This window comes from Paenibacillus sp. URB8-2, from assembly GCF_013393385.1.
Taxonomy (GTDB): Bacteria; Bacillota; Bacilli; order Paenibacillales; family Paenibacillaceae; genus Paenibacillus_AQ.
Genome location: NZ_AP023239.1, coordinates 897,512 through 919,352, shown reverse-complemented (window position 1 = coordinate 919,352; position 21,841 = coordinate 897,512). Strand labels below are relative to the sequence as shown.

Here is a 21,841-nt window from a genome sequence, read left to right as displayed (position 1 = left end):
CCTGCATGTAAATGATGCCGGCAGCGCAGGCTGCAAGCAGCTTAGATTTGTTTTTAATTTACCATCTTTTCCGTGCTTAATAAAGAACAAACTCTTCAAAAATATTAAGAGTACGGGTCTCTTTGACGGCTCCAGGCCGCTTGTCTCTTGCTTAATGCCAGTATCAGCGTTCCTGCCAGACATTCCAGCAGCGTAATCAGCAGCACGATCCATCCCCGGGTAATCTCCAATCTGGCGACATCCCATTTCAACAGCAAAAGGTTGATCTGAATGAAAGGAATATGGCCGAAAAAGGTCACCATACTGAATAGATTGATAGTCGAGTGATAGGCCTGGATAGAGCGGCTCTTGATGCGAAGCACTCCATAAAAGAACAGGACGGTATTCGGAATCATGCAAAAGGCCAAAGAATAATCAGGGGTCCACTTGGCTCCAAGCATAAGAAGCAGCGTTTCAATAAGAGTAAGCACTGCAGCCGGAACGAGAAAGAACCTTGCACCCAGCCGCAAAAACCGTTCTTCATATTTGGCGATGAAAGCTCCCGCCGTTACGAACGTAAGACCGTAGCCCAGATAACGCTCGGCGAAGAGCTCCAAATACCCGCCGTAATCCGTGTCCAAAAAGGGGATGCCGCCCGTTATAGCGTCCAGAATCGCACGGAGCGTACCGAATAACGTTTGAGCGAGCAGAAATCCAAGCAAGGTCAGGACGGCCGCAGCCCGAAGAGATGTTCTTCGGAATAGAAAGTAAGCCAGCAGCATCCCGAACATAAGCGGCGGAATAAACCACAGCTGGATAAAGGGTCCGTTCAGCAGGAACATCGCCGCCATTATTTTGGCCTGCAAAAAAAGGTTGGACGCCGTTAAACCTCCCCTGATCAAAGCCGGAACGACAAACTCCCCGGCAAAGATGAGACAAAAGAAACCGTAGACCACTAAAATCCGGGTCAGGTACTTGCGTACATAGGCGGCTGGATTTTCGGCCCCGGACCACCCCCGATAAGCCAAAAACCCGGAAATCATATAAAAGCAGGGCACAATGACTTTCATGGCGTTAAAAATATAATTCATCTGCCCATTCGGCATCTCACCGAAATACCGGAACAACATTACATGCGCGATCAGCACTATCAGCGAGCCGGCGAGCTTGAATATCGTGATCCCGGGGTAGTATCTACGCATTTTTCCTAAGCTCTCCTATCCGTTCCAGAGCAAGTCCCTGAATGGCGGGAACCGCAAGCTTCCCTGTCGGCGACAGCGGGAGCTCGTCAAGGAACACAAAATACCGGGGAATCTTGAAGGCCGACAAATGCGGCGTAATCTCCATCCGCAGCCGTTCCTCGGTCAGATTCGCCCCTTTTTTCCCGATTACGCAGGCGCAGACGAGTTCCCCGTACAGCTCATCGGGAATGCCGACCACCATAGCCGCGCTTACGTCCTTATGATTCATGAGGACGTTTTCGATTTCAACCGGACATATTTTTTCCCCGCCCCGCGAGATGATGCGTTTCATTCTGGCGGTGATTTTCAGATGGCCCCTGTCATCCAAAAAGCCCAAATCCCCGGATTTGTACCAGCCGTCCTCCGTGAAAGAACAGCAGGCTTGGTTCTCCTTGAAATAGCGCATGACCCGGTGGCTCCGGATTTGAATTTCGCCTTGTTCGAGGCAGGAAAGAACGGCCCCCGTCTCCGGATGCACGATCCGAACTTGAACCCCGCGGTCGACCTTTCCCCCGAGGCTGCAGTCTCCGTCTTCAAATTCGCCGGGATCGATGCGCCCGCTGAGCAGATTGGAGTAATTCAACAGTCTGAACAACATGGACCACGCCGCATTCTTTCTGCGGTTCACAAAGCAGACGCCGTTGGATACCGATCCCGCTTCGGACGAACCGTAGCTGACCATGAAGAAGACCAGCTTCAGTTGAGGATCATGGATCATATTTTTCAGCAAAGAGCCATTTACCGCCGACGACGTAAACACGACGCCCAGTAGTGACGACAAATTGTATCCCTCCCGTCCCGGGACGGCAAGCATGTGCTGAATCATAAATGGAGTTCCCGACAGGATCGAGCACCTCTCCCGCTCCACCGCCGATAAAGCGCTCACAGGATTAAAGTGGCTGAGCATGACAATCCGGATATTGCAGGCTTTAAGCCCGGTAAATATGGAGGCAAAGCCGCCCAGATGGTACAGCGGAAGCAGGTTCATGAGCGAAAATCTCCGGATCATGCGGTCGCTTAGACGGGTAAGCCATTCAGCCATTTTGCCGCGCTGTGCGGAGCCGCCGTCCGATACCAGGAAGGAGGAGGTCGAACGAAGAACCCCCTTGGGCCGTCCGGTCGTTCCCGAGGTATACAGAAGAATAAGCGGATCTTTGCATCGCACGGCTGCACACACTTCCACAAACTCTTCTTCCCGTATCTGGCCGGCCAGCGCATACAGATCCGAAAAAGGAAGAAAAGGGAGTTCGGCCTCCTCTTCGCGGCCCACCACGAACACATGGGCGGGAATCCACGGGCGTTCCTTATCCGATTCCGCGAACATTTCCCGGACAAGCGTGGGATAGTGGTGGCCATGCCCTTCTGTTCCAATAATCAGCAGTTCAGGCTTTGAATCGTCCAGATAGCCCTGAAGCTCATCTTTTTTGGAATAAGCGTTAAGCGGAACGACAATGGCGCCGATACAAGCCGCTCCGAACATGGCAAGGATCATTTCAATCCTTCCCTGCATGAGCAGCGCGATCCGGTCGCCCTTTTTCACTCCCAGGCGCAAAAAGCCTTTTGCCAGAACGGCGGCGTTCTCCCACATGTCGGACCAGGTATAATGCTGCTCCCATTCCGGGAAACTGTAGGCAATATCGCGGGGGGCATAGGCCGCCCGCTTCTTAAGCAATTCGAAAACTGTATCCCTGTTGAACTCTTGCGTATTCTCCATGATCCGTGCCCCCAATGCACAATGGATTATTCGGACTTGTATCTAATTTATCACCTTTGATTTACTTTATAAAGAACAACATTCGTTATTTATAAAGTCCGAATCTAGGATAGCTGCACCAAGAATTTTTTTATATTGACATCAAATTTAGCATCTGGTACTAAGAGTTCATGCTACAATAGGAGAGAACAAATATACTTTGATGAGTGAAGACGCCTTGTGCCTATAAAGGAGATGTTGGTATTGGATAATGAGCAATGGATAGCTCCGGAGCGTTACAATATGACGTCGGAGATGGAACGCCATCCTTCCGGCAAGCTTGCGCTGAAATGGTTAAGCGACAAAGGCGAGTATGTGGAAATTACGTATGGCGAACTGCTGAAGCGGGCCAATCGGCTGGCCGGAGGTCTGGCTGAGCTTGGACTGCGCCAGGGCGACCGGGTTCTCGTTATGGTTCCGCGCCGAATCATCGCCTATGTGATCTATCTGGCGTGCCTGAAGCTCGGGCTCGTCATCATTCCTTCTTCCGAAATGCTGCGCGCGAAGGATCTGGCCTACCGCCTCCGCCACTCCGAAGCCAGAGCGGTGATCTGCTGGTCGGAGGTTACGGGAGAAGTGAATAAAATTGCGGAGGATCTTCCGGCTCTCGATTTCCGCCTCTCGGTATCCGATGGCGCCGGCGAAGCCGAAGACGGCTGGCTGAACCTGGAGGAACTGATGGAAGGACGGCCGGATACCTATGCCGCCGCTCCCACCGGCCGGGACGATATGGCGATCCTCGCCTACACTTCTGGCACCACCGGCAACCCGAAGGCGGTCGTTCATACCCACGGATGGGGCTACGCGCATTTGCGCATCACCTCGCTGTGGCTCGACATCCAGGAATCGGATACGGTATGGGCCACGGCCGCTCCCGGCTGGCAAAAGTGGATCTGGAGCCCGTTCCTGTCCGTGCTCGGCAACGGTGCCACCGGATTTATCTACAACGGGGCTTTTCATCCGAACCGGTATTTGCAGTTGATTCAGGACCGGGATATCCACGTCCTGTGCTGTACGCCGACGGAGTACCGGCTGATGGCCAAAATTGACGGACTCGGCCGGTATGACCTTTCCCGCCTCCGCTGCGCGGTATCTGCCGGGGAGCCTCTAAATCAGGAGGTCATCAACGAGTTCAAGCGCCACTTCGACATCATGATCCGGGACGGCTACGGACAGACGGAAAGCACGCTGCTGATCGGTACGCTGAAGGACATGCCGATTCGGATCGGCTCGATGGGCCGGGCGACCGCGCAGGGCATGATCGAAGTGGTGGACGAGCAAGGCATCCCGCTTCCTCCAGGAGAGGTCGGCGACATTGCCGTTCATGTGAACATGCCGGCTCTGTTCCAGACCTACTATAAAGACCCGGAACGCAAAGCGAGCTGCATTCACGGCGATTACTTTATTACCGGCGACCGGGCATCCAAGGACGAGGACGGCTATTTCTGGTTCGAGGGCCGCGGCGACGATATTATTATCAGCTCCGGCTACACGATCGGACCCTTTGAGGTGGAGGAAGCGCTCATGAAGCATCCCTTGGTCAAAGAATGTGCGGTCGTAGCCAGTCCCGACGAAGTCCGGGGCCATGTAGTCAAAGCCTTTATCGTTCTGCGGGATGAGAGCGCCGCTTCGCCGGAGCTGGTGAAAGAGCTGCAGGCCCATACCAAGGAATGGACGGCTCCTTACAAATATCCGCGTAAAATCGAGTTCATCTCCGACCTCCCGAAGACAAGCTCGGGCAAAATCCGCCGGGTCGAGCTGCGGGCGCGGGAACGCGCGGGGAGCGAGTAAGTCCTGCTGATTGGTTTTTCAATTCTAAAACAGTTAACCCCGTCAGGCATTGGTCTGACGGGGTTAACTGTTTTTTCTTTTCCCCAAAGCACTTTATAGCGCTCCGGGCATCAATCCTTCCGATTCACGGATTCATAATGATCGCGTATTTCCCGGTTTTTAGCGTATATATACAAATCCAAGGCTTCGATTCCTCTACGGGCAAGTTTAACGAACAGAACAAACGCATAGATCCCCAATCCAATGGATACGAGCCACCCGATAAAAACGAGAGGCGCAAGCCCGCCCCAAAAAAAGAAACCTGGTTGGTGCATGGATTCTCTATCTCCTTTACGCAAGCAAATTTGTTCCGCTTTTTATTTCTCGTGCCATCCCGCAAAATCCGGCGGTATTCTGCGAGCCGATCCGGTCCGGATCGCCGCCTCGATGACCGCGCCGCGTACGTGCTCAACCACTTTTTCATTAAAAATGCTGGGTATAATATAAAGCTCGTTCAGTTCATCGGGCTGAACCACCGCTGCGATTGCCTGGGCGGCCGCCAGCTTCATCTCCAGATTGACGGTCCTTGCCCGGCAGTCGAGAGCGCCACGGAAGATGCCGGGGAAACACAGCACGTTGTTGATCTGATTCGGATAATCGCTTCTTCCCGTCGCCAGAACGCGCACATGCGGCTCCGCCAGCTCCGGCTGAATTTCCGGAATCGGATTGGCCATCGCAAAGATGATGCTCTCCGGGGCCATGCTTTGGACATGCTCGACGGTCAGGATGCCGGCGCCCGCCACCCCGATGAACACATCCGCACCCTTAACCGCTTCTCCTAGCAGACCTGTAATCCCTTCCGGATTTGTAGATTCGGCAAGCTGCCGCCATTCTTCGTTGGTGTAGGGTATGTTTTTACAGAGGATACCCTCCTTGTCCACCGCGCAGACATGCCCCGCCCCGGCGGACAACAGCAGATTGCAGATGGATACGCCCGCCGCGCCGATTCCTGCAACGACGATTCGCGCCGTCTCAAACGGCTTGCCGACCACTTTGAGCGCGTTCAGCAGGCCCGCCAGAACGACGACCGCCGTACCGTGCTGATCATCGTGGAAGACGGGGATATCAAGCGCCTCCGCCAGCCGCCGCTCAATGTCGAAGCAGCGGGGCGAGGAGATATCCTCCAGGTTGATGCCGCCGAAGCCGGGGGCGACCGCCTTGACGATTCTGACGATTTCATCCGGATCTTTCGTATCGAGACAGAGCGGAAAAGCGTCGATTCCGGCCAGCTGCTTGAACAGCATCGCTTTGCCTTCCATTACCGGCATGGCCGCTTCCGGTCCGATATCTCCCAGTCCAAGCACCGCCGTCCCATCCGTCACAACCGCAACCGTGTTGCGTTTCATCGTCAATGTATACGCTTTCGATTTATCCTCCGCGATAGCCATGCTGACCCGCGCCACCCCGGGCGTATAGACCTGTGACAGGTCCTCGCGGTTCTTGATCGGCAGCTTCGGGGTGACCTCGATTTTGCCGCCAAGATGGGCCAGGAACGTCCGGTCGGATACATTGACAACTTTAATCCCCGGCATGCCCGACAGCACGCGGATGATCTCCACATTGCCGGCGTCCTGCACATTTACCGTAATGTCCCGGGTCGTTACCTCCCTGCCTGCGCGGATAACGTCTATGGCGATAATATCCCCGCCCACCCCGGCAATTCCGGAAGCGACATCTCCGAAAGAAGCGACCGACTTCTCGATATCCAGCCGGATAATCATCGTTGTTGAAATCGTCATTGTAAGCCCCCTTTGTCCTGTGACTCCTGCTTCCACTATACCACAGACACCATTCATCTTAATCTTCCAATAGCAATACGACCGACAAATAACCCTATCTGCTTTCAGGCCCCCGGCAACAAACCTCATAACTATGATAAATAAGCTTGAAAAAAGCATTCTCTCTTTATAAGATACATTTATGTTCTTTTTAAAGAACGAAAAGAGGAGGAACTCCAATGTTACGATCACTCACTACATTTCGGTTCATCGCCGCATTAATGGTATTCCTGTTTCACCAGAATTTGTTCTCCGGTTATCAGCTTGGCTCAGCCGGCGTCTCCTTTTTCTTCATTTTATCCGGCTTTATATTAACCTACAATTATCAGGACAAGCTAGGTGAGCATAGCGGCAACACGATTAGAGCTTTCTATGTCGCCAGATTGGCAAGAATCTATCCGGTTCATTTGCTAACATTCCTGATTTCGTTTCCTCTGGTGGTGTTAACCTTTCATCCGAACGGCCTGTACATGATTAAACTTGCGTTTATGTCAGGTATCAATTTGCAAAAAGGAGCCGACAACCGAAAAGGTTCTTCATCAAAACGGAGCTTCAGCATAGTCAACATCCGTGAGACAGCTTCATAAAACAAATATTGACAACGAACCGGCAACGTAGTAACTTGACATTGAACATTGTTCAATAAATAAACAGTGTTCATAATCCGAACCCCAAAGCAATGAAGAAAGGAATCATGAACATGCCTCTGCAGTTATTAACAACGTTTGCGATTCTCACAGTTTTTGTTATCGCGCTTGTCACCGTTATAAAGGCAGGCCGCCTGAGATTTAATCAAAATGCCAAGAAGCAAGCAAGACAATTGCTCGGCGCAAGTCCCAACAAATCAACCGAAATCATTCGGCAGGGAGACTTGGCGGTTCTGCCTCTTCCCGTACAAAGATGGCTGGAGAACTCCCAGATTGTCGGAAAAGAAAAAATCACATCCGTTCGCTTGAAACAAACCGGGCGGATGCGAACAAAAGAAGGCGGGCGATGGATGCCGGCCAAGGCCGTGCAATATTTCAGAGCGGACGAACCCGGATTCGTCTGGCAAGCCGATGTTCAAATGGCCCTTCTGCTACATCTGTCCGGACTGGATCACTACCGGGAAGGCAAAGGCAAAATGAGCATAAAGCTTCTGTCTTTATTTCCGGTCGTAGATGCACAGGGTCCTGAAATGGACATTAGCACACTGCTCCGATATCTGGCCGAGATGCCCTGGTTTCCGACTGCGGCTTTAAATTCATATATCACATGGGAGCCGATTGACGAAAACTCCGCACGGGCTACCATGACCTGCCAGGGAGTAGGCGCCTCCGGGGTGTTCACTGTCAATGAGAAGGGGGATCTAACCAGCTTTACCGCCAAAAGATACAAGGAAGTAGACGGGCAGTATATTTTGAGCGATTGGGGCGGAGTTAATAGAGAGTTTAAAGAGTTTAACGGAATACGGATTCCTTCAAGGTCGGATATCATTTGGAAGGAAAAGACCGGAGATTTCACCTGGTTTCAGTGCGAGATTACGGAAATCGAGTACAATAAACCGGAACTATTCTAAAGAGGAAAAAGAGGGTTATGGTCTGGATTATCCTTGGGATTATGGCGCTTCATGGGTTGATTCATTTAATGGGGGGCCTGAACGAACTGGGCCTTGCCAAGATTCAAGAGCTTTCCGGAGAAACGCCCCCGTCCATCAAGACCGCCGCCATCGTTCGAGCTTATGAATGTTTCCGGTAAAGAGGCCTGTCAGAAATTTCGGAAAGCCCATCTCCACCATCTTCTGCTTGACTCTATCCTTCATTTGTTCCGCCGTCAGGTCAGGCAGCGTAAACTCGCCATTCTGGTAACAGTGGCTGCAATATTTTTTGCTTTTGTCGCCGTTTGTTTCCGTACCGCCCTGCTGCTCGTCGCGAGATAGCGGCATGCCGCAGCTTTGACAATTTTTATATTGTTTATCCATCCTCATCGCCCCTTCAATCCTCACATGATTATTGTTCTGCTCTCGCTTTAAGAGCCGCATTCATCTTTATAAATCCTTCACGGGTGTCTTCAAAAAGCGCCTTGTCAAAAAGATTGGTCAACGCGACGAGGACACCTTTGAATTCCGAGAGATTATGTATTCCTTAACACGGTTATGAACCCGTCCAGTATTTGGTGACTTACTTTGAATCCTTTGCCCAGATAAAACTTCAGCGCAGAATCATTCCCGTTGGAGACGAAGATAAACCGGTCGCCGATGGACTCAAATGAATCCAACCAATCCATGGACCTTTCGAACAAAACGGTGCCAATGCCCGTATTCCGGTAGCACTCTTTTAAATAAAACTGCGAAAGACAACCTACATCCTCATTTTTTACAGAATCCAGGTCAAAAAAGGTCGCAAATTCATTAGAATAAGTCTCTTTTGGTGAAATATTGCTGTACACATATCCTACCATTTCATTCCCGTCTTTAGCCACCAATATAAAGTTGGCTTTGGCACTCTGGACGGATGGAATCATTCTCGTTTCAAAGCACATGCTGTCAAACAATTCGGGACGGATATGCGCTTTAGATTGTTGGTAAGCCATTAATTCATTACACAAGTCTTTAATGCAGCTGATATTATCTTCAGAAATCAATTCATATCGGATACTCATATTAATTTTCCTTTCTACTGTCTTCCAACTAACTGCTAATATTACGCACTTTTGAACTTGTAAGTAACACTTTCCCTTGCCGTCCCAATCGTTCTGCTGCCTGTACCGCTTTAGCTACTTCGATGATCTGCTCCCGGCCAAAACGGTGCCAATGCCCATTAAAGCGTCATAGCATGCCCATACCTTGTTAGAAACTCCTGCTTTTCTTTATAATCCGGCATAATACTTCCAACACGTCTCCAAAATGATCTATCATGATTCATGTGAATAAGATGACATAGTTCATGGATGATTACATAATCTATAACTTCCATTGGAGCCATTGCCAGACGATAATTAAAGGTTATTTTTTTATCCGAACTGCAGCTGCCCCACTTGGTCCTGGACTCTACCACCTCAACGGTCTTGGGCTTTACTCTCAGTTGTATTTGATAACCATTTATCCGTTCTCCTACGATCTTCTTACAGCTTGAGAAATAGAACTTCTTGAGATTTTTTTTAAGCTCTTCTTCATTTAACCCTCTGGTCTCTATTAACTCATGCAGAAAATACTCTTTCCCAAGATACAGGAACTTCCCTTCATCTTGATACTCTCTGGGCTTAGGGGTTTCCCGAGCCTTCGCAAGGATATGCAATTTCTCCAATATTAATTTAGCATGACGTCCCACAGCACTTTTAATCATCTCTTCACTTGTATCTTTGGGGACTTTAACAGTTATGAGACCTAACAAATCTATATGAAGGGAGAGCTTCTTTCTGTTTCCATATTGAACATTAAACTCTATTATATGATTTTCAAATTCAATTTTCATAACCACCATCGTTTCTATCCGGTTATTTCTGGCTCTTACATTATTCCGATTTTTGCAGATATTAATTTGCCCATAAAGGTTAGTATTATATTGAGTTTTTCAGCCTCTTTCATTCATTTTCATTTGATTTCAGATTTAAAGAAGGCCCGTGCGAACCGTTATTTTTTCTTTTTCGATTTGGCTTCTGCTTTTTCCATGTTGCTTGCAACTCTGTATTTCACGATTCGGCTTATGAGGTCATAGGGCAGCGGCTGATCAATCGGGAATTGCAAGGTTCCCTTCGACTTGTGGTATTCCTTTAATTCTTCCTTGAACGCTTCGATTCCGCTCGGGGCCGGATAGAAACCGATGTGCTTTTTGAACGCCGCAAAATGCACAAGATTGCCATGGAGGTCGAATGTAGGCATCTGGTAGCTGATCTTTTCCTTCGCGTCCGGCGCCGACTCTTGGATCACTTTCCTTAACGTTTGCAGAATGTCCTGAACCTCAGGAGTACAGGTTGAAATATACTCATCGATCGAGCCGTAAGTGATTTGTTCTTTCATGGGAATCATTCTCCTTTCTCGGGTTGGCCCTCACTTAATGGAATATAGACCTCGGCTTCGTCCGGCCACACCGGATGATCAATCGGGTAGATTTCCAAAGCGAGGGCACGCCGGTCATTGTGCAGTCCGTTTCTGTTCAAATGGTCGTGAATGCATTGATAGGGGTCCTCTTTGGATTTTACTTTTGCGTAGCGGTGAGGAGGAATGGTAAACCCTATCATGCCTTTGGGTATGTTTGAAAGAGATTCGACTTCCATACAGATCAAGTAAGTGAACAGAACCTCGGATGAATAACTCGGGCAGTAATATCGTTCCGGATGAATGACGTGTTCGATTTCGCCTTTCCGGTTATTAAATTCCCGTTTCATCTCTTCCACTCTAACCGGGTCGTGGTCCTTAAACGGAGAAGTGAGATACAAGCCTACGAAATGCATTTCCGGCAAATCAATAATCTGAACTTGATTTTCTATAGTCATGGAATAATCATCCTTTCAACAGCACTCCGCGGTGCTAAGGTGATGGTTGCAAAGAAAGCGTCAACACTCCTACAACAGTCATTACATCCATAATATAATGGACGATCATGATGGGAACAAGCCTTCTTGCCTTAATGTAAATCAGGCCTACAACGAGCGCAAGCGGAATCATTCCAAGGAAATGCCACATCATATAGGTTACATCCGTAAGCGCCTTGTTCTGCTCGGATATCAGATGAAGCTGGCTGCTATTCTCATGCAGCAGCTGCTGCATTTCTTTATTGTGGTCGATGAAGTGATAGAAGCGTTTGCCGATTTGCGTGACCCCCCATAGAACAAGGGTCGTTTGCAGCACGAATATGATCGGGGCATTGGCCTGATTGCTTTCGATATGCGGAAAAAAGATATCTTTCCAGTATACAAACCCGAGCGCCCGCATTCGCTCCCCACCCGTAGATATTGGCTGTATCGAAAAAGTTGATGCCTGCATCGAGCGCTTCATCCATAATGCGAAATGCGGTCTGTTCGTCCGTATCGACGCCAAAATTCATCGTGCCTAAACATAATCGGCTTACTCGTAGCGCGGTTCTTCCCAAAAATGTATACTCCAAAATAAATCCCCCCCTAATTATTAAGGAACACTTAACCTTAACAACCAAAATGTGACAGAGGAACCTGTCGTAATGGGAAAACCTGCAACGCTACAGCTTTTTCCCCGCAAAAGCTTGGCCTTCTCCGTATTCCTGCAAAAATGCAGGCTCTTCGGCTCCAACTATCCATCTTGACGATTCGGCTTCAAATTCCCGCACTTTCGCAGGGACTTCATCTTTCCTGCCGCTATCCACCAAATAAATCTGCATTTTCGCAGGAAAATCCAGGCTGCGCTGCGTGGCGCGATATCGTATAGATTCTGCAGCACATCAATTATTTGAACGTAAGGCATATCCGCAGGTTCCGACCAAAGTAGAATACTCCTTGAGCGAAATCGGACAATAAGCTTTCCCGGTGTTGGACGACAAAAATTAGGGGTTCAAATCCCCTCTTTTCTATTTCCGTCTTTCAAATCGAGTTAGTGAACCAATTATCATGTATGATGATTCACGCACAAACCCTAGTTCAAGCAATGAATAATATATAGAGAAGTAAAAGATTATTGCTATATATTCGGCATTTAATATTTAGAATTGAAGACATAAGCGTTCAACTGTGGCAGCGGGCGTTTCATTAATCAAACGGATAAATCCTTGAACAACTTTGCGAATTTTTTGTACCGAGTCGAAGAAGACATTATGAATTACGGATGATTTTAACCAGCCCCACAATTCTTCAATCATGTTCAAATTCGGACTATACGGAGGCAAATAAACCAAGGTGAGTTTGGCTTGATGTTCTTTTAAAAAAGGCTGGATGAGGTCTGCGTGATGAATTCGTGCATTGTCCAAAATCATCACGATTCGGTCGCCTTCATACTTTTCCAAGACGCGTTCCAGAAAGGACAAGAATTCTTTGGCGGTATACTGTTCTTCTTGTACGCAAAACACTTCGCCGGATTCATAATCCAGCGTCCCGATCAGCTTCGCTCCCCAATGCTTGCCGTAGGTGGGAATGATTTTTTGCTGCCCCTTGGGAAACCAGGTACGAGAAAGCGCTTGGTAATCCCGGATCATGGACTCATCTTCAAACAGAATCCGGTCGATGCGCCCAGCGAGGAGTTTTTTTTAACTCCTGAAAGTGTTCTTTGAATTCTTCTTGTTTCTGTGGGTCTGCTTTAGCCAGTGTGTAGGTCGGCTTCGTAAAGCTAAGCTTCAAACGGTACAAAAGGTCTCGTGTCCCTCGATCCGAATACCGAATATTCCACTTTTGTTCGATCCATTTCCGAACGAGTGGAGAAGTCCAGTTCATCTGGGAAGGAAATCCTTGATCCTCGGGCGTTTGATTCGTTATCACTTCATACACTTGTTGCTCTTGTTCAGCAGTTAACAAGCGATGTCGTCCTGGAGGACGTCCGATTTGTAGCCCCTGCATCCCTTGCTCTCGGTAAGCTTTGCTGTAGTTATATAAGGTCGCAACCGTTCGTCCTGTCACTTCGGAAATTCGTTCGTAGGATTCGCCAAGTAACAGCAGGAGGATCGTCTGATACCTTTCGTGCATCCGTAAATCTTTGTTTATTTTCATCGCGGCTTTGATTTCCAGAATGGCTGCTGCTTTGTGTTCTTCTGCCACACCAACTCGTACACTCATTTGTATCGTCTCCAATAATCATCGTATTGAAGACTATTATACTGGAATTTATTTCTTTGTGGGTTGTGCATGATCGCTCAACTCAATTTATTTTTCGCCGGGTATATAGCATTGCTTCATAAATAACTTTATGAGGAGAAGAAAAATGCAGACAAAAAAATCTATAAATCAGGCTGCTCTCGTACCCGATCCGGCTACTGGGTATCTGATTCCGGACTACTTCGGTACCGCCAACTGGGCCTTTAGTCCGCCGCTGAGAAAATTTGTTGATGCAATGGCGGGGCTTGGACAGGGCAGTACAAACGCTTTAGGTCAGTACATCCCGATTGCCGCCCCTGATACGACGACTTATCCGGGTTCTGACTACTATGAAATCGCTGTGGTCGAGTTTAAAGAACAGATGCACTCTGATCTGCCACCCACCACGCTCAGAGGCTATGTACAATTGTCTACAACAGCCGTTCCCGGTGCGCATGTTGCTTTGACCCATAAAGGTGTGCCTATTTTGAAGGGAGACGGTACTCAAGCTTATGGAGTGGATGCTCCCCATTATATGGGGCCTGCCATTATCGCCACCCGTGATGTACCGGTTCGTATCAAGTTCTATAATCTGCTTCCTACCGGAGCCGAAGGCAATCTGTTCCTACCGGTGGATACAACCGTTATGGGAGCTGGGCATGGGCCTCTAGGACATGATGCCATGCCTATGGATTACACACAAAATCGCGCCAACATCCATCTTCATGGCAATAATACCATCTGGATTAGCGATGGGACGCCTCATCAGTGGATTACCCCGGCCGGAGAAGACACTCCCTATCCTCAGGGTGTCAGTGTAGTAAACGTCCCTGATATGGAGGATGCAGACGACCCGCGCGATGGTATACAGACCTTGTACTACACCAATGCACAATGTGCACGGCTGATGTTCTATCATGATCACTCCTATGGCATCACTCGCCTTAATGTCTACGCCGGAGAAGCCGCAGCTTATCTATTGACAGACAAGGTCGAACAGGATCTTACTAACGGCACCAATACAACCGGTGTGAATCCGGGCTTGCAAAAGCTTCTTCCCGAGCTCGGAATCCCCCTGGTTATCCAAGACAAAACTTTCGTTGATGCCAACACCATCCTAAGTACGGATCCCACTTGGGCATGGGGAACAACGGCAGGGACACCAAATACCGGCGACCTCTGGTATCCTCATGTCTACAGCCCGGCCCAGAATCCCTGGGACCCAAGCGGGGCAAACGCGTTTGGCCGATGGATGTATGGCCCGTGGTTCTGGCCGCCGACAACGAATATCGAGCATGGGCCGGTTCCGAACCCTTACTATAATCCTGTAAATGCGCCCGAGCAGCCGCCAATGATGCCTGCGACGCCTAACCCTTCGATGCCGGGCGAAGCGTTTATGGACACCCCGCTTGTTAATGGTACGGCCTACCCCTACCTGCAAGTGGAGCCCAAGGCTTACCGTTTCCGCATCCTGAATGCTGCCGATGACCGTTTCTTTAATTTGCAAATGTATGTAGCTGATCCTTCCGGCTATATCTCACCCGACACGGGATATGCTACAGAAGTCAAGATGGTACCCGCTTGTGGAACACCGGGTATTCCTGCAGACTGGCCAAGCGGCGTGCCCGATCCTGCCTTAAAAGGGCCAGACTGGATTCAGATCGGCACCGAAGGCGGTTTCCTGCCGGCACCTGTGGTTATACCCAGTCAGCCGATCACATGGAACCTGAATGCGACAAACTTCAACTTTGGAAATGTCGATCAGCACTCGCTCCTGCTGGGAGCCGCAGAACGGGCAGATGTCATTGTTGACTTTTCCAAGTATGCCGGGAAAACCCTCATTCTTTACAATGATGCTCCCGCAGCTTTCCCAGCTGCCGATCCGCGCTATGACTATTACACGGGCAACCCGGACCAGACTGCCGAGGGTGGTGTGCCGTCCACGCAGCCTGGCTACGGTCCCAACACCCGCACGATCATGCAGATCAGAGTGGCAGCTTCTGCTCCCGCACCTGCGTATGACATTCCTGCGTTAGAAGCAGCTTTTTCCAAAACAGATACAAAAAGAGGCGTCTTTGAAGCAACCCATGATCGGATCATTATCCCACAGGCTGCCTACAACTCCGCCTATAACGTTAATAACTTGCCCACTGACGCAGCCAGCGCCTACGTGCAGCTTCAAGAGTTCTCCAAAACCTTTCGTCCGATAGACGCGAGCGGAATTCTTCAGCCGCCTGTTACCCTTCAGATTGAACCGAAGGCTTTACAAGATGAGATGGGCGAAGTCTACGACACCGGCTATGGACGGATGAGCGGTATGCTTGGATTGGAATTTCCTGTATCCAGCTCCAACCTCAATCAATTTGTAGTCTATGGCTATGCCAGTCCCCCTGTTGAAATTATCAGAGGCACAGCAAATCTTAATGCGACTCCGATTGGCTCACTTGATGATGGAACTCAGATCTGGAAAATCACTCACAACGGCGTGGATACCCATACCATTCACACGCACCTGTTTTCTGCTCAGCTCATTAACCGGGTTGCCTGGGACGGAGCTATGCTGCCGCCTGATCCCAATGAACTGGGCTGGAAGGAAACCTTCAGGGTAAACCCGCTTGAGCACACAATCATTGCGCTCAGACCCAATATTCCCGCACCTGAACAGGTACCTTTCGAGGTACCGAACAGTGTTCGTCTGATCGACCCGACAATGCCCGAGGGCGCTGTACTGACACCGCCGCCGCCTGTAGGATGGTTTGATCCGTTGGGAAATCCAATTAACCAGATTACTAATCATTATGTGAACTTTGGTTGGGAATACGTGTATCACTGCCATATTCTAGCTCACGAAGAGATGGATATGATGCATGCTATGGCGTTTGCCGTTCCGCCAAAAGCGCCTTCCAGTCTCGCAGCCAATCTTACCGGTTCCTTCTTCAACAAGCGTGTAGTTTTAACCTGGACGGATAATTCCACAAACGAAACTAACTTCACTGTCCAGCGGGCAGCCAGCAGTTCTGGCCCGTGGACTACTTTAGCAACGCTGCCCGCCGATTCAACTTCATACACCGATTCAATCGGCATCATGATCAAGACTTACTACTACCGGGTGGTTGCCTCCAACACTGTCGGCGACACCGCCACTCCTGGCTTCCCAACAATGACAGTCGACTCCGGCTTTTCCAATGTCGTGAAGGTTATTCCAAATCAGGTTCAGCCGCCGGCGGCTCCATCCAATTTGACGGCAATACGGCTAAGCGGATTACGAGTTCGTCTGACCTGGAGGGACAATGCCAATAACGAGACCGGTTTTGTAATCGAACGCTCTGATAATGGTGGAGCCTACATCGTAATTGGACTGGGATTTTTGGGCAGCGTCAGCTTCACGGATAGATTTGTCTTGCCTGGCCATAAATACACCTATCGGATAGCAGCCGTAAATACAGCAGGAATGTCGGCTTACTCGAACACGGCAACCGTAAATATGTAACCCCGCAAAACGTTAACAAGCACCGGAGATGGAGGGAGCCTATGCTTCCCCCATCTTCGGCGCGCCTCAGAAGTCATACTGACCGTTTGTTTCCGGCTCGCTGCTCCCTAAGAGAGCAGAACGATGACCAGCAATTCAAAAAGAACCAAAGTGAGGATCGCTTCATCGCTGGGTCCGTAAAAGGAACGAGGATAGCCCGGGTTTTTAACTCTTAAATATAGCTGCCGGTCGTCGCATCCTACAATAACGCCTTCATGGACATGGCCTGACAATGTCTGAATACGAACGCGCCGATTGACATACGTTCTGCAGATGTGATGGGTCCGATCCTTAATGGATTTTAAAGTCTGTACGCTGCTCGGATCTGCCTGGTAAAGAACCTGCTGCTGCATGGCTGGATATTGAACACTCATGAATATAACCTCCGTAAAAAAGCTTCATAAATTCTTTTCATACTATGCGTATACCCAGTCTAAGGTTCTTTCTTCATAGACAGCGGAGTTAATGAGATTACGATCAGACCGACCTTACAAGCCATATAACCCCCGCTTCTGAAAAGAACCTCACAAAAAACTGACCGTCCCCCCATGCCAGGCATGGAGAGGATGGTTTGTGTGCTGGGCTAATTCCAAGAATCTTTTAACCGGATAACAGCTACCTGTACTCTATTTTCAACTGGTGATGCTCGTCATAATGAGCAGTAGGATGATATGGAATCGAAGGTATCGCGGAGAGATTTTGAAGACGCTTCTTATATTCGTCCAGGTACCGGTTTCGTGCCTCCTCATCGCGCGCGGGCGTCCAGGCGATAAAAGGCTCGACAGGCTCAAAACCGGCAAAATAGAGCATCCCATGATGAATGTGATAAAGAATCTTCTCATGAATATCCCCATCCATTCCGTAAGGAGTATAGGCCTGCCTGGGAGATCCGGTTGTCGTGGATACCATCGCTTTTCTGCCTTTAAGTCCGCCCTGATCATATCTGCCGATTCCCTGGCCATACACAAACCCCGAGGCAAACACCCGATCGAACCACCCTTTCAGAATCGCAGGGACAGAGTACCACCATAGGGGGAACTGGAAAATGACGAAATCGGCCCAAAGCAGCTTTTCCTGCTCTTCTTTAATATCTTGGGAAAAGGAGTTTGTTCTAGAAGCATGTCCCTGCTCAAGCTGGTATTTGAAAAAATCCGGGTTCTCCGGCATCATAAAATCATCGCGGTCTGCGGCAGCCTTGAAATTCATGGCATACAAATCGGACACTTGAACCTGATGACCTTCCGCGGTCAGAGCCGCAACGGCCAGATCCTTCAATGCTCCGTTGAATGACTTCGGTTCCGGGTGGGCATAGACAATGAGTACGTTCATTACGGTTCGCCTCCTTTTAGCCTGCTATGGAGTTGGTTTTAGACTCCGCACTGGATTTATGAAATCCCTGTTTTCTTCGTATCTTTTTGAAATCGATCTGGGCGGCTAGTACACTGAGCAGCACCAGACCGGCTCCCGCATAGCCTTGGATGGTCATTCTTTCCCCCGCAAAAGCAAACGCAAACCATGCCGCAAAAACGGGCTCAAGTGAAAAGAGCAGCCCTGTATGGGTTGGAGTCGTATATTTTTGGGCAGCCGTCTGGACGATAAAGCCAAATGCGCTGCAAAACAGACTCAACCCCAGAACCGAAACCCAGGCGTCCGGCGTGTTTGGAAGCTGCGGTTGTTCCAGCCAAGCGGAGAATAGCAGTCCCCATGCTCCCGCAAACCCGAGCTGCAGAACGCCAAGCGTAATGGAATCCACGCCCTTGGTCAGTTTCCCTGTAACGACGATGTAGATCGCATAAATCAACGCGCCTAAGATGCACAAAAAGTCCCCGGCATTGATCATAAATTGATTTTTTAAAGTTAAGAAACCTATACCTGTCAAAGCTAAGAACACTCCGAGAATAACTCTATTTTCGGGCATCTTTCTATACCGTACAGCCAGCAGCAGCGGCACAAATACGACCGTTAAACTAACCAGAAATCCGGCATTGGAAGCCGATGTGGATTTTACGCCAAACGTGATCGAGGCGAATACGAGAAATAAAATCGTGCCCTGCCAAAAGGCATATTTCACCGTTTTAAAATCGGCATGAATCAGCCGCCTGTGGAATACCAGTCCGGATAAAATAAAAGCCAGTCCAAAACGCAAGGCAATCAGGTTGAATTCCTGTACATCTGTAAGCCCCATCTTCATAAACAAGTAGGACGAGCCCCAAAACATGGTCACGATCAACAGCATAAGATTAGCTTTGAGCTGAGTGTTCATAAATACTTCCTTTCGGCATGAGATATTGCTTACTTCGAAGTATACGTGTACATTTTATATAAAGAAAATGAATGTTATTAATGCCTTAGTTGAAAAAAAATAATGCAATGGAGCGATGATGATGTCACTTGCCAAGTTTGAGATCTTTCATACGGTTGTAGAGTTGGGGAGCTTGTCTCAAGCTGCGGCGGAACTTGGTTTTACCCAATCTGCAGTCAGCCATGCCATTGCCAGTCTGGAATCGGAGTGGGGATTTTCTATACTGAGCAGGGGGCGTGCAGGAGTCCACTTGACGAGCAGCGGAGAGCTTATCCTGCCCTACATTCGTGAAATTTTAAAAGGGAATGAGCTGTTGAAGCAGCAAATTGCAAATATCAACGGGCTGGAAGCCGGAACGGTACGTATCGGCACGTTTGCGAGCGTATCCATCCGGTGGCTGCCAAGAATCATGAGTTATTTTGCAGAAAGCCACCCCTCCATAGAAATGAAACTGCTGGAAGGAAGCTATGAAGATATCGAGCACTGGATTGCAAGCGGTGCCGTTGATTTTGGCTTTCTCTCTCTGCCCGCACCGAAGTCATTTGAAGTGATTCCATTGAAAAAAGACCGAATGGTCTTGATCGTTCCCGAGAAACACCCTTTTGCTGCACAACATGAGGTTCGTTTTGAACAAATCAAAGAAGAACAGTTCATCCTGCCCAAGAAAAGCTGCGATAACGATGCAAGGCGGATACTCAAAGAAAACCATGTGTCCCCCAACATTAAATTCGAGCTGGAAGATGACCAGGCGATTATCTCCATGGTTCAAAATGGTATGGGGATCAGCATCCTTCCTGAAATGGTGCTGCATCAAGTTCCGAGCCATATCCGAATTCTTGACTTGGAAGGAGACCATTACCGCTCCATCGGCATCGCGGCCCCATCCTTGAAATCCATGTCCCCGGCAGCGAGAAAAATTGTTAAATATGTTCAGGCGTTTTTGGATGCAAATTAAATGGATTGGTAGGTGACCTCGTTGATTACGAATCTTTATTTTGTTCGACATGCTCTTTCTATTTATTCTGCCGATGAATTAAACAGACTCTTATCTGAACTGGTCAAACCCCCTTTTATAGAAACTGAAAAAAGCCCTAGGCTGTAAGCCGGGGGCTTTTACGGTTGGCTTTTACAGTTGGCTTGTCCGGGACATTGTATGCGATATCGGCGGATCTCACACTGATACTAGTCGAAATCCCTACTCTCCGGCATCCATCTGAACAGACCGGCCGGAGCTGTCCCCGACCGGTCTGCCTGCTTGGCGGCCCGCCAACCGTTACTATAGCGACCCGGTCCGCTATCTGACCGAAGTCTCTTCCCAAATGCTCTGAAACTCCTCCAGCAGCCTATCTCTCCCGATCTGTCCGCCGATATAAGCCTGCAGCCGTGACGCCATCCGCGAGGTGGTCGCCTCGTATCCCGGAAATCGCTGCCACAGCCAGGGAAGCGTCTTGCCCGCTTCGATATAGGACATCAAATCGGCCGCAAGCGGGCCAAGCCGGCTGATATCCACTGGAATGCTCTTGAACGCCGGAATGAGCTTGGCCTCGTCCACGATGAACGATCTGCCGGTATCGGAAGACACGAGCCATCGCAGAAAGGCCTTGGCCTCCCCCTTGACTCTCGAATTCTTAAGAACCGCCCAATAGTTCGCCACGCCCACCTGAAGCTTATCCATGGACCCGGCATCGTCATTCACGGGTATGGGAAGAAATCCGATCCGAAGATCCGGATTCAGCTTATCAAGCTGCAGCTGCGTCCATCCGCCCTGCTGCATCATAGCGGCCTTTCCGTTCGCGAAACTGGTGACCTGGGAGTAATAATCCGTCTGAAGCGAACTTGGCTGGCCGTATTCGACGGTGGTATCCACCAGATTTATCCATTCTTCCATTGTCCGGTTGCCTGTAAGCTTGGCGCTGCCTTTATTCAATCGTTCAATGAACCCGATGGGGTCCGGCTGCAGGGCGAACGCGGTGTTCACGAGATGATTGCCCAGTAGCCACCATTCGGCATAACCGTTCTCGAACGGAACGATTCCCGCGGCCTGCAGCTTTCGCGTCGCCTCCCGCAGTCCGCTCAGGGTGACCGGCTTCGAGTCGACGCCGGCCCGGCGGAAGAGATCCTTGTTGTAAATGAAGCCCCAGCCTTCCAAGGCCAAAGGCATTCCATATATCTTGCCGTCTTTGGTAATCGCGGGCTTCGCCAGATCAAGCATGTCCTCTACCCAGGGCTCGTCGGACAAGTCCTCCAGATATTCCTGCCACAGATCAAGATCCGTATACCCCGCCACAAAGAAAATATCGGGCTTGTCGCCGGAATTGAAACGGGTCTTCAGTTCGGCGCTGTAATCGCAGCCGCCGCCGCAGGTATCCAACTCGATGCGGATACCGGTCTCTTCTTCATAGCGCCTGACGAGCGCGTCCAGTTGCTCCGCCATTTCGACCTTGAAATTAAAAATTTTGAGCGTCCGGGCAGGCTCCGCTCCGCTCTCCGCCGAACCCGGTTCGGTCCCGACTTCATTTCCGCCGCATGACGTCACGAGGAAAGCGGCAAGAAGCAGGATCGCAAGCATCAGTCTCCGTTTAAGCATCATCAAATACTCTCCTTTGTGGGTCAGGATGGCTGTACGTTTAGTATATACGCCACTCCTTCAAAGGCGAAATCCCCCCGGATTCCTCTTCCCGATACGGCCTAAATTCT

Annotated in this window: 21 protein-coding genes and 1 pseudogene; 6 read left to right on the top strand and 16 right to left on the bottom strand. The window is 49.6% G+C overall.

Annotated elements, in window-relative coordinates; all coding sequences use genetic code 11:
- Nucleotides 1–104: 104 nt before the first annotated feature.
- Together PUR_RS04250 and PUR_RS04245 are read right to left on the bottom strand one after the other, a co-directional pair.
- Nucleotides 105–1,181, bottom strand: coding sequence for an acyltransferase family protein (locus tag PUR_RS04250; RefSeq protein WP_179034169.1), 1,077 nt, complete (start codon nt 1,179–1,181; stop codon nt 105–107).
- On the bottom strand, nt 1,174–2,934 hold the full coding sequence (locus PUR_RS04245) for a class I adenylate-forming enzyme family protein (RefSeq protein WP_179034168.1): 1,761 nt from the start codon (nt 2,932–2,934) through the stop codon (nt 1,174–1,176). The genes PUR_RS04250 and PUR_RS04245 overlap by 8 nt, the downstream gene beginning before the upstream one ends.
- Before the next feature lie 282 nt (nt 2,935–3,216).
- Between PUR_RS04245 and PUR_RS04240 the strand changes: the two genes are divergently transcribed.
- The gene (locus PUR_RS04240) at nt 3,217–4,764 is read left to right on the top strand and encodes an acetate--CoA ligase (RefSeq protein WP_442953826.1); all 1,548 of its coding nucleotides are present in this window, start codon (nt 3,217–3,219) and stop codon (nt 4,762–4,764) included.
- Nucleotides 4,765–5,120: 356 nt separating this feature from the next.
- On the opposite strand, the gene PUR_RS04235 is transcribed toward PUR_RS04240, so the two are convergent.
- On the bottom strand, nt 5,121–6,542 hold the full coding sequence (locus tag PUR_RS04235) for an NAD-dependent malic enzyme (protein WP_179034166.1): 1,422 nt from the start codon (nt 6,540–6,542) through the stop codon (nt 5,121–5,123).
- A 218-nt stretch (nt 6,543–6,760) separates the two neighbouring features.
- Between PUR_RS04235 and PUR_RS04230 the strand changes: the two genes are divergently transcribed.
- Together PUR_RS04230 and PUR_RS04225 are read left to right on the top strand one after the other, a co-directional pair.
- Nucleotides 6,761–7,168: an acyltransferase family protein gene (locus PUR_RS04230; protein WP_179034165.1), complete on the top strand. Its 408-nt coding sequence runs from the start codon at nt 6,761–6,763 to the stop codon at nt 7,166–7,168.
- Nucleotides 7,169–7,275: 107 nt separating this feature from the next.
- Nucleotides 7,276–8,139, top strand: a complete 864-nt coding sequence (locus PUR_RS04225) for a DUF6544 family protein (protein ID WP_197970125.1) — start codon at nt 7,276–7,278, stop codon at nt 8,137–8,139.
- 135 nt (nt 8,140–8,274) lie between these two features.
- Here PUR_RS04225 and PUR_RS04220 read toward each other — a convergent pair whose 3' ends face one another.
- The 8 genes and pseudogenes from PUR_RS04220 to PUR_RS04185 form a co-directional block, all read right to left on the bottom strand.
- Nucleotides 8,275–8,541 carry a zinc ribbon domain-containing protein gene (locus PUR_RS04220; protein ID WP_179034164.1) on the bottom strand — a complete coding sequence of 89 codons (267 nt, stop codon included), beginning with the start codon at nt 8,539–8,541 and terminating at the stop codon, nt 8,275–8,277.
- 152 nt (nt 8,542–8,693) lie between these two features.
- Nucleotides 8,694–9,221: a GNAT family N-acetyltransferase gene (locus PUR_RS04215; RefSeq protein ID WP_179034163.1), complete on the bottom strand. Its 528-nt coding sequence runs from the start codon at nt 9,219–9,221 to the stop codon at nt 8,694–8,696.
- Nucleotides 9,222–9,379: 158 nt separating this feature from the next.
- Entirely contained in the window at nt 9,380–10,033 is a 654-nt protein-coding gene (locus PUR_RS04210; RefSeq protein ID WP_179034162.1) for a M48 family metallopeptidase, read from the bottom strand.
- Between the two features lie 158 nt (nt 10,034–10,191).
- Nucleotides 10,192–10,578 (bottom strand): iron chaperone, encoded by a 387-nt coding sequence (locus tag PUR_RS04205; RefSeq protein WP_179034161.1) that lies wholly within the window; start codon nt 10,576–10,578, stop codon nt 10,192–10,194.
- Nucleotides 10,579–10,583: 5 nt separating this feature from the next.
- The gene (locus tag PUR_RS04200) at nt 10,584–11,054 is read right to left on the bottom strand and encodes a GyrI-like domain-containing protein (protein WP_179034160.1); all 471 of its coding nucleotides are present in this window, start codon (nt 11,052–11,054) and stop codon (nt 10,584–10,586) included.
- Nucleotides 11,055–11,088: 34 nt separating this feature from the next.
- Nucleotides 11,089–11,493 carry a DUF4077 domain-containing protein gene (locus PUR_RS04195; protein ID WP_179034159.1) on the bottom strand — a complete coding sequence of 135 codons (405 nt, stop codon included), beginning with the start codon at nt 11,491–11,493 and terminating at the stop codon, nt 11,089–11,091.
- Nucleotides 11,459–11,665, bottom strand: a pseudogene (locus PUR_RS04190) (aldo/keto reductase); the annotation flags it as partial. The gene PUR_RS04195 and the pseudogene PUR_RS04190, both read right to left, overlap by 35 nt.
- 90 nt (nt 11,666–11,755) lie before the next feature.
- Nucleotides 11,756–11,914 carry a hypothetical protein gene (locus tag PUR_RS04185; RefSeq protein WP_179034158.1) on the bottom strand — a complete coding sequence of 53 codons (159 nt, stop codon included), beginning with the start codon at nt 11,912–11,914 and terminating at the stop codon, nt 11,756–11,758.
- A 28-nt stretch (nt 11,915–11,942) separates the two neighbouring features.
- Here PUR_RS04185 and PUR_RS25925 point away from each other — a divergent pair, with 28 nt between their 5' ends.
- Nucleotides 11,943–12,050: a winged helix-turn-helix transcriptional regulator gene (locus tag PUR_RS25925; RefSeq protein WP_232101712.1), complete on the top strand. Its 108-nt coding sequence runs from the start codon at nt 11,943–11,945 to the stop codon at nt 12,048–12,050.
- Nucleotides 12,051–12,232: 182 nt separating this feature from the next.
- Here the strand turns inward: PUR_RS25925 and PUR_RS04175 are convergent.
- A protein-coding gene (locus tag PUR_RS04175) for an IS630 family transposase (protein WP_442953824.1) occupies nt 12,233–13,277 on the bottom strand; the annotation gives its coding sequence in 2 pieces (ribosomal slippage) (nt 12,233–12,772 and nt 12,774–13,277; 1,044 coding nt in all).
- Nucleotides 13,278–13,440: 163 nt separating this feature from the next.
- On the opposite strand from PUR_RS04175, the gene PUR_RS04170 reads away from it, so the two are divergent.
- The gene (locus PUR_RS04170) at nt 13,441–16,803 is read left to right on the top strand and encodes a hypothetical protein (protein WP_179034157.1); all 3,363 of its coding nucleotides are present in this window, start codon (nt 13,441–13,443) and stop codon (nt 16,801–16,803) included.
- Between the two features lie 107 nt (nt 16,804–16,910).
- Here PUR_RS04170 and PUR_RS04165 read toward each other — a convergent pair whose 3' ends face one another.
- From PUR_RS04165 to PUR_RS04155, 3 genes are all read right to left on the bottom strand, one after another.
- Nucleotides 16,911–17,216, bottom strand: coding sequence for a hypothetical protein (locus PUR_RS04165; protein WP_179034156.1), 306 nt, complete (start codon nt 17,214–17,216; stop codon nt 16,911–16,913).
- Between the two features lie 241 nt (nt 17,217–17,457).
- Nucleotides 17,458–18,171 (bottom strand): NAD(P)H-dependent oxidoreductase, encoded by a 714-nt coding sequence (locus tag PUR_RS04160; RefSeq protein WP_179034155.1) that lies wholly within the window; start codon nt 18,169–18,171, stop codon nt 17,458–17,460.
- 16 nt (nt 18,172–18,187) lie between these two features.
- A complete protein-coding gene (locus tag PUR_RS04155) occupies nt 18,188–19,105 on the bottom strand; it encodes a DMT family transporter (protein WP_179034154.1) in 918 nt (305 codons plus the stop codon).
- 121 nt (nt 19,106–19,226) lie between these two features.
- On the opposite strand from PUR_RS04155, the gene PUR_RS04150 reads away from it, so the two are divergent.
- Nucleotides 19,227–20,099 (top strand): LysR family transcriptional regulator, encoded by an 873-nt coding sequence (locus PUR_RS04150; protein WP_179037740.1) that lies wholly within the window; start codon nt 19,227–19,229, stop codon nt 20,097–20,099.
- A 339-nt stretch (nt 20,100–20,438) separates the two neighbouring features.
- Here the strand turns inward: PUR_RS04150 and PUR_RS04145 are convergent, their stop codons facing one another.
- The gene (locus PUR_RS04145; RefSeq protein ID WP_179037739.1) at nt 20,439–21,731 is read right to left on the bottom strand and encodes an ABC transporter substrate-binding protein; all 1,293 of its coding nucleotides are present in this window, start codon (nt 21,729–21,731) and stop codon (nt 20,439–20,441) included.
- Between the last annotated feature and the right edge of the window lie 110 nt (nt 21,732–21,841).

Coding starts and splice junctions, on each gene's coding strand:
- PUR_RS04225 (WP_197970125.1), top strand. CDS start 7,276: ATGAACATGCCTCTGCAGTTATTAACAACGTTTGCGATTCTCACAGTT.
- PUR_RS04220 (WP_179034164.1), bottom strand. CDS start 8,541: ATGGATAAACAATATAAAAATTGTCAAAGCTGCGGCATGCCGCTATCT.
- PUR_RS04185 (WP_179034158.1), bottom strand. CDS start 11,914: ATGCAGATTTATTTGGTGGATAGCGGCAGGAAAGATGAAGTCCCTGCG.
- PUR_RS04230 (WP_179034165.1), top strand. CDS start 6,761: ATGTTACGATCACTCACTACATTTCGGTTCATCGCCGCATTAATGGTA.
- PUR_RS04160 (WP_179034155.1), bottom strand. CDS start 18,171: ATGAACGTACTCATTGTCTATGCCCACCCGGAACCGAAGTCATTCAAC.
- PUR_RS04145 (WP_179037739.1), bottom strand. CDS start 21,731: ATGCTTAAACGGAGACTGATGCTTGCGATCCTGCTTCTTGCCGCTTTC.
- PUR_RS04165 (WP_179034156.1), bottom strand. CDS start 17,216: ATGAGTGTTCAATATCCAGCCATGCAGCAGCAGGTTCTTTACCAGGCA.
- PUR_RS04155 (WP_179034154.1), bottom strand. CDS start 19,105: ATGAACACTCAGCTCAAAGCTAATCTTATGCTGTTGATCGTGACCATG.
- PUR_RS04195 (WP_179034159.1), bottom strand. CDS start 11,493: ATGCGGGCGCTCGGGTTTGTATACTGGAAAGATATCTTTTTTCCGCAT.
- PUR_RS04150 (WP_179037740.1), top strand. CDS start 19,227: ATGTCACTTGCCAAGTTTGAGATCTTTCATACGGTTGTAGAGTTGGGG.
- PUR_RS04235 (WP_179034166.1), bottom strand. CDS start 6,542: ATGACGATTTCAACAACGATGATTATCCGGCTGGATATCGAGAAGTCG.
- PUR_RS04205 (WP_179034161.1), bottom strand. CDS start 10,578: ATGAAAGAACAAATCACTTACGGCTCGATCGATGAGTATATTTCAACC.
- PUR_RS04210 (WP_179034162.1), bottom strand. CDS start 10,033: ATGAAAATTGAATTTGAAAATCATATAATAGAGTTTAATGTTCAATAT.
- PUR_RS04200 (WP_179034160.1), bottom strand. CDS start 11,054: ATGACTATAGAAAATCAAGTTCAGATTATTGATTTGCCGGAAATGCAT.
- PUR_RS04170 (WP_179034157.1), top strand. CDS start 13,441: ATGCAGACAAAAAAATCTATAAATCAGGCTGCTCTCGTACCCGATCCG.
- PUR_RS04240 (WP_442953826.1), top strand. CDS start 3,217: ATGACGTCGGAGATGGAACGCCATCCTTCCGGCAAGCTTGCGCTGAAA.
- PUR_RS04215 (WP_179034163.1), bottom strand. CDS start 9,221: ATGAGTATCCGATATGAATTGATTTCTGAAGATAATATCAGCTGCATT.
- PUR_RS04245 (WP_179034168.1), bottom strand. CDS start 2,934: ATGGAGAATACGCAAGAGTTCAACAGGGATACAGTTTTCGAATTGCTT.
- PUR_RS04250 (WP_179034169.1), bottom strand. CDS start 1,181: ATGCGTAGATACTACCCCGGGATCACGATATTCAAGCTCGCCGGCTCG.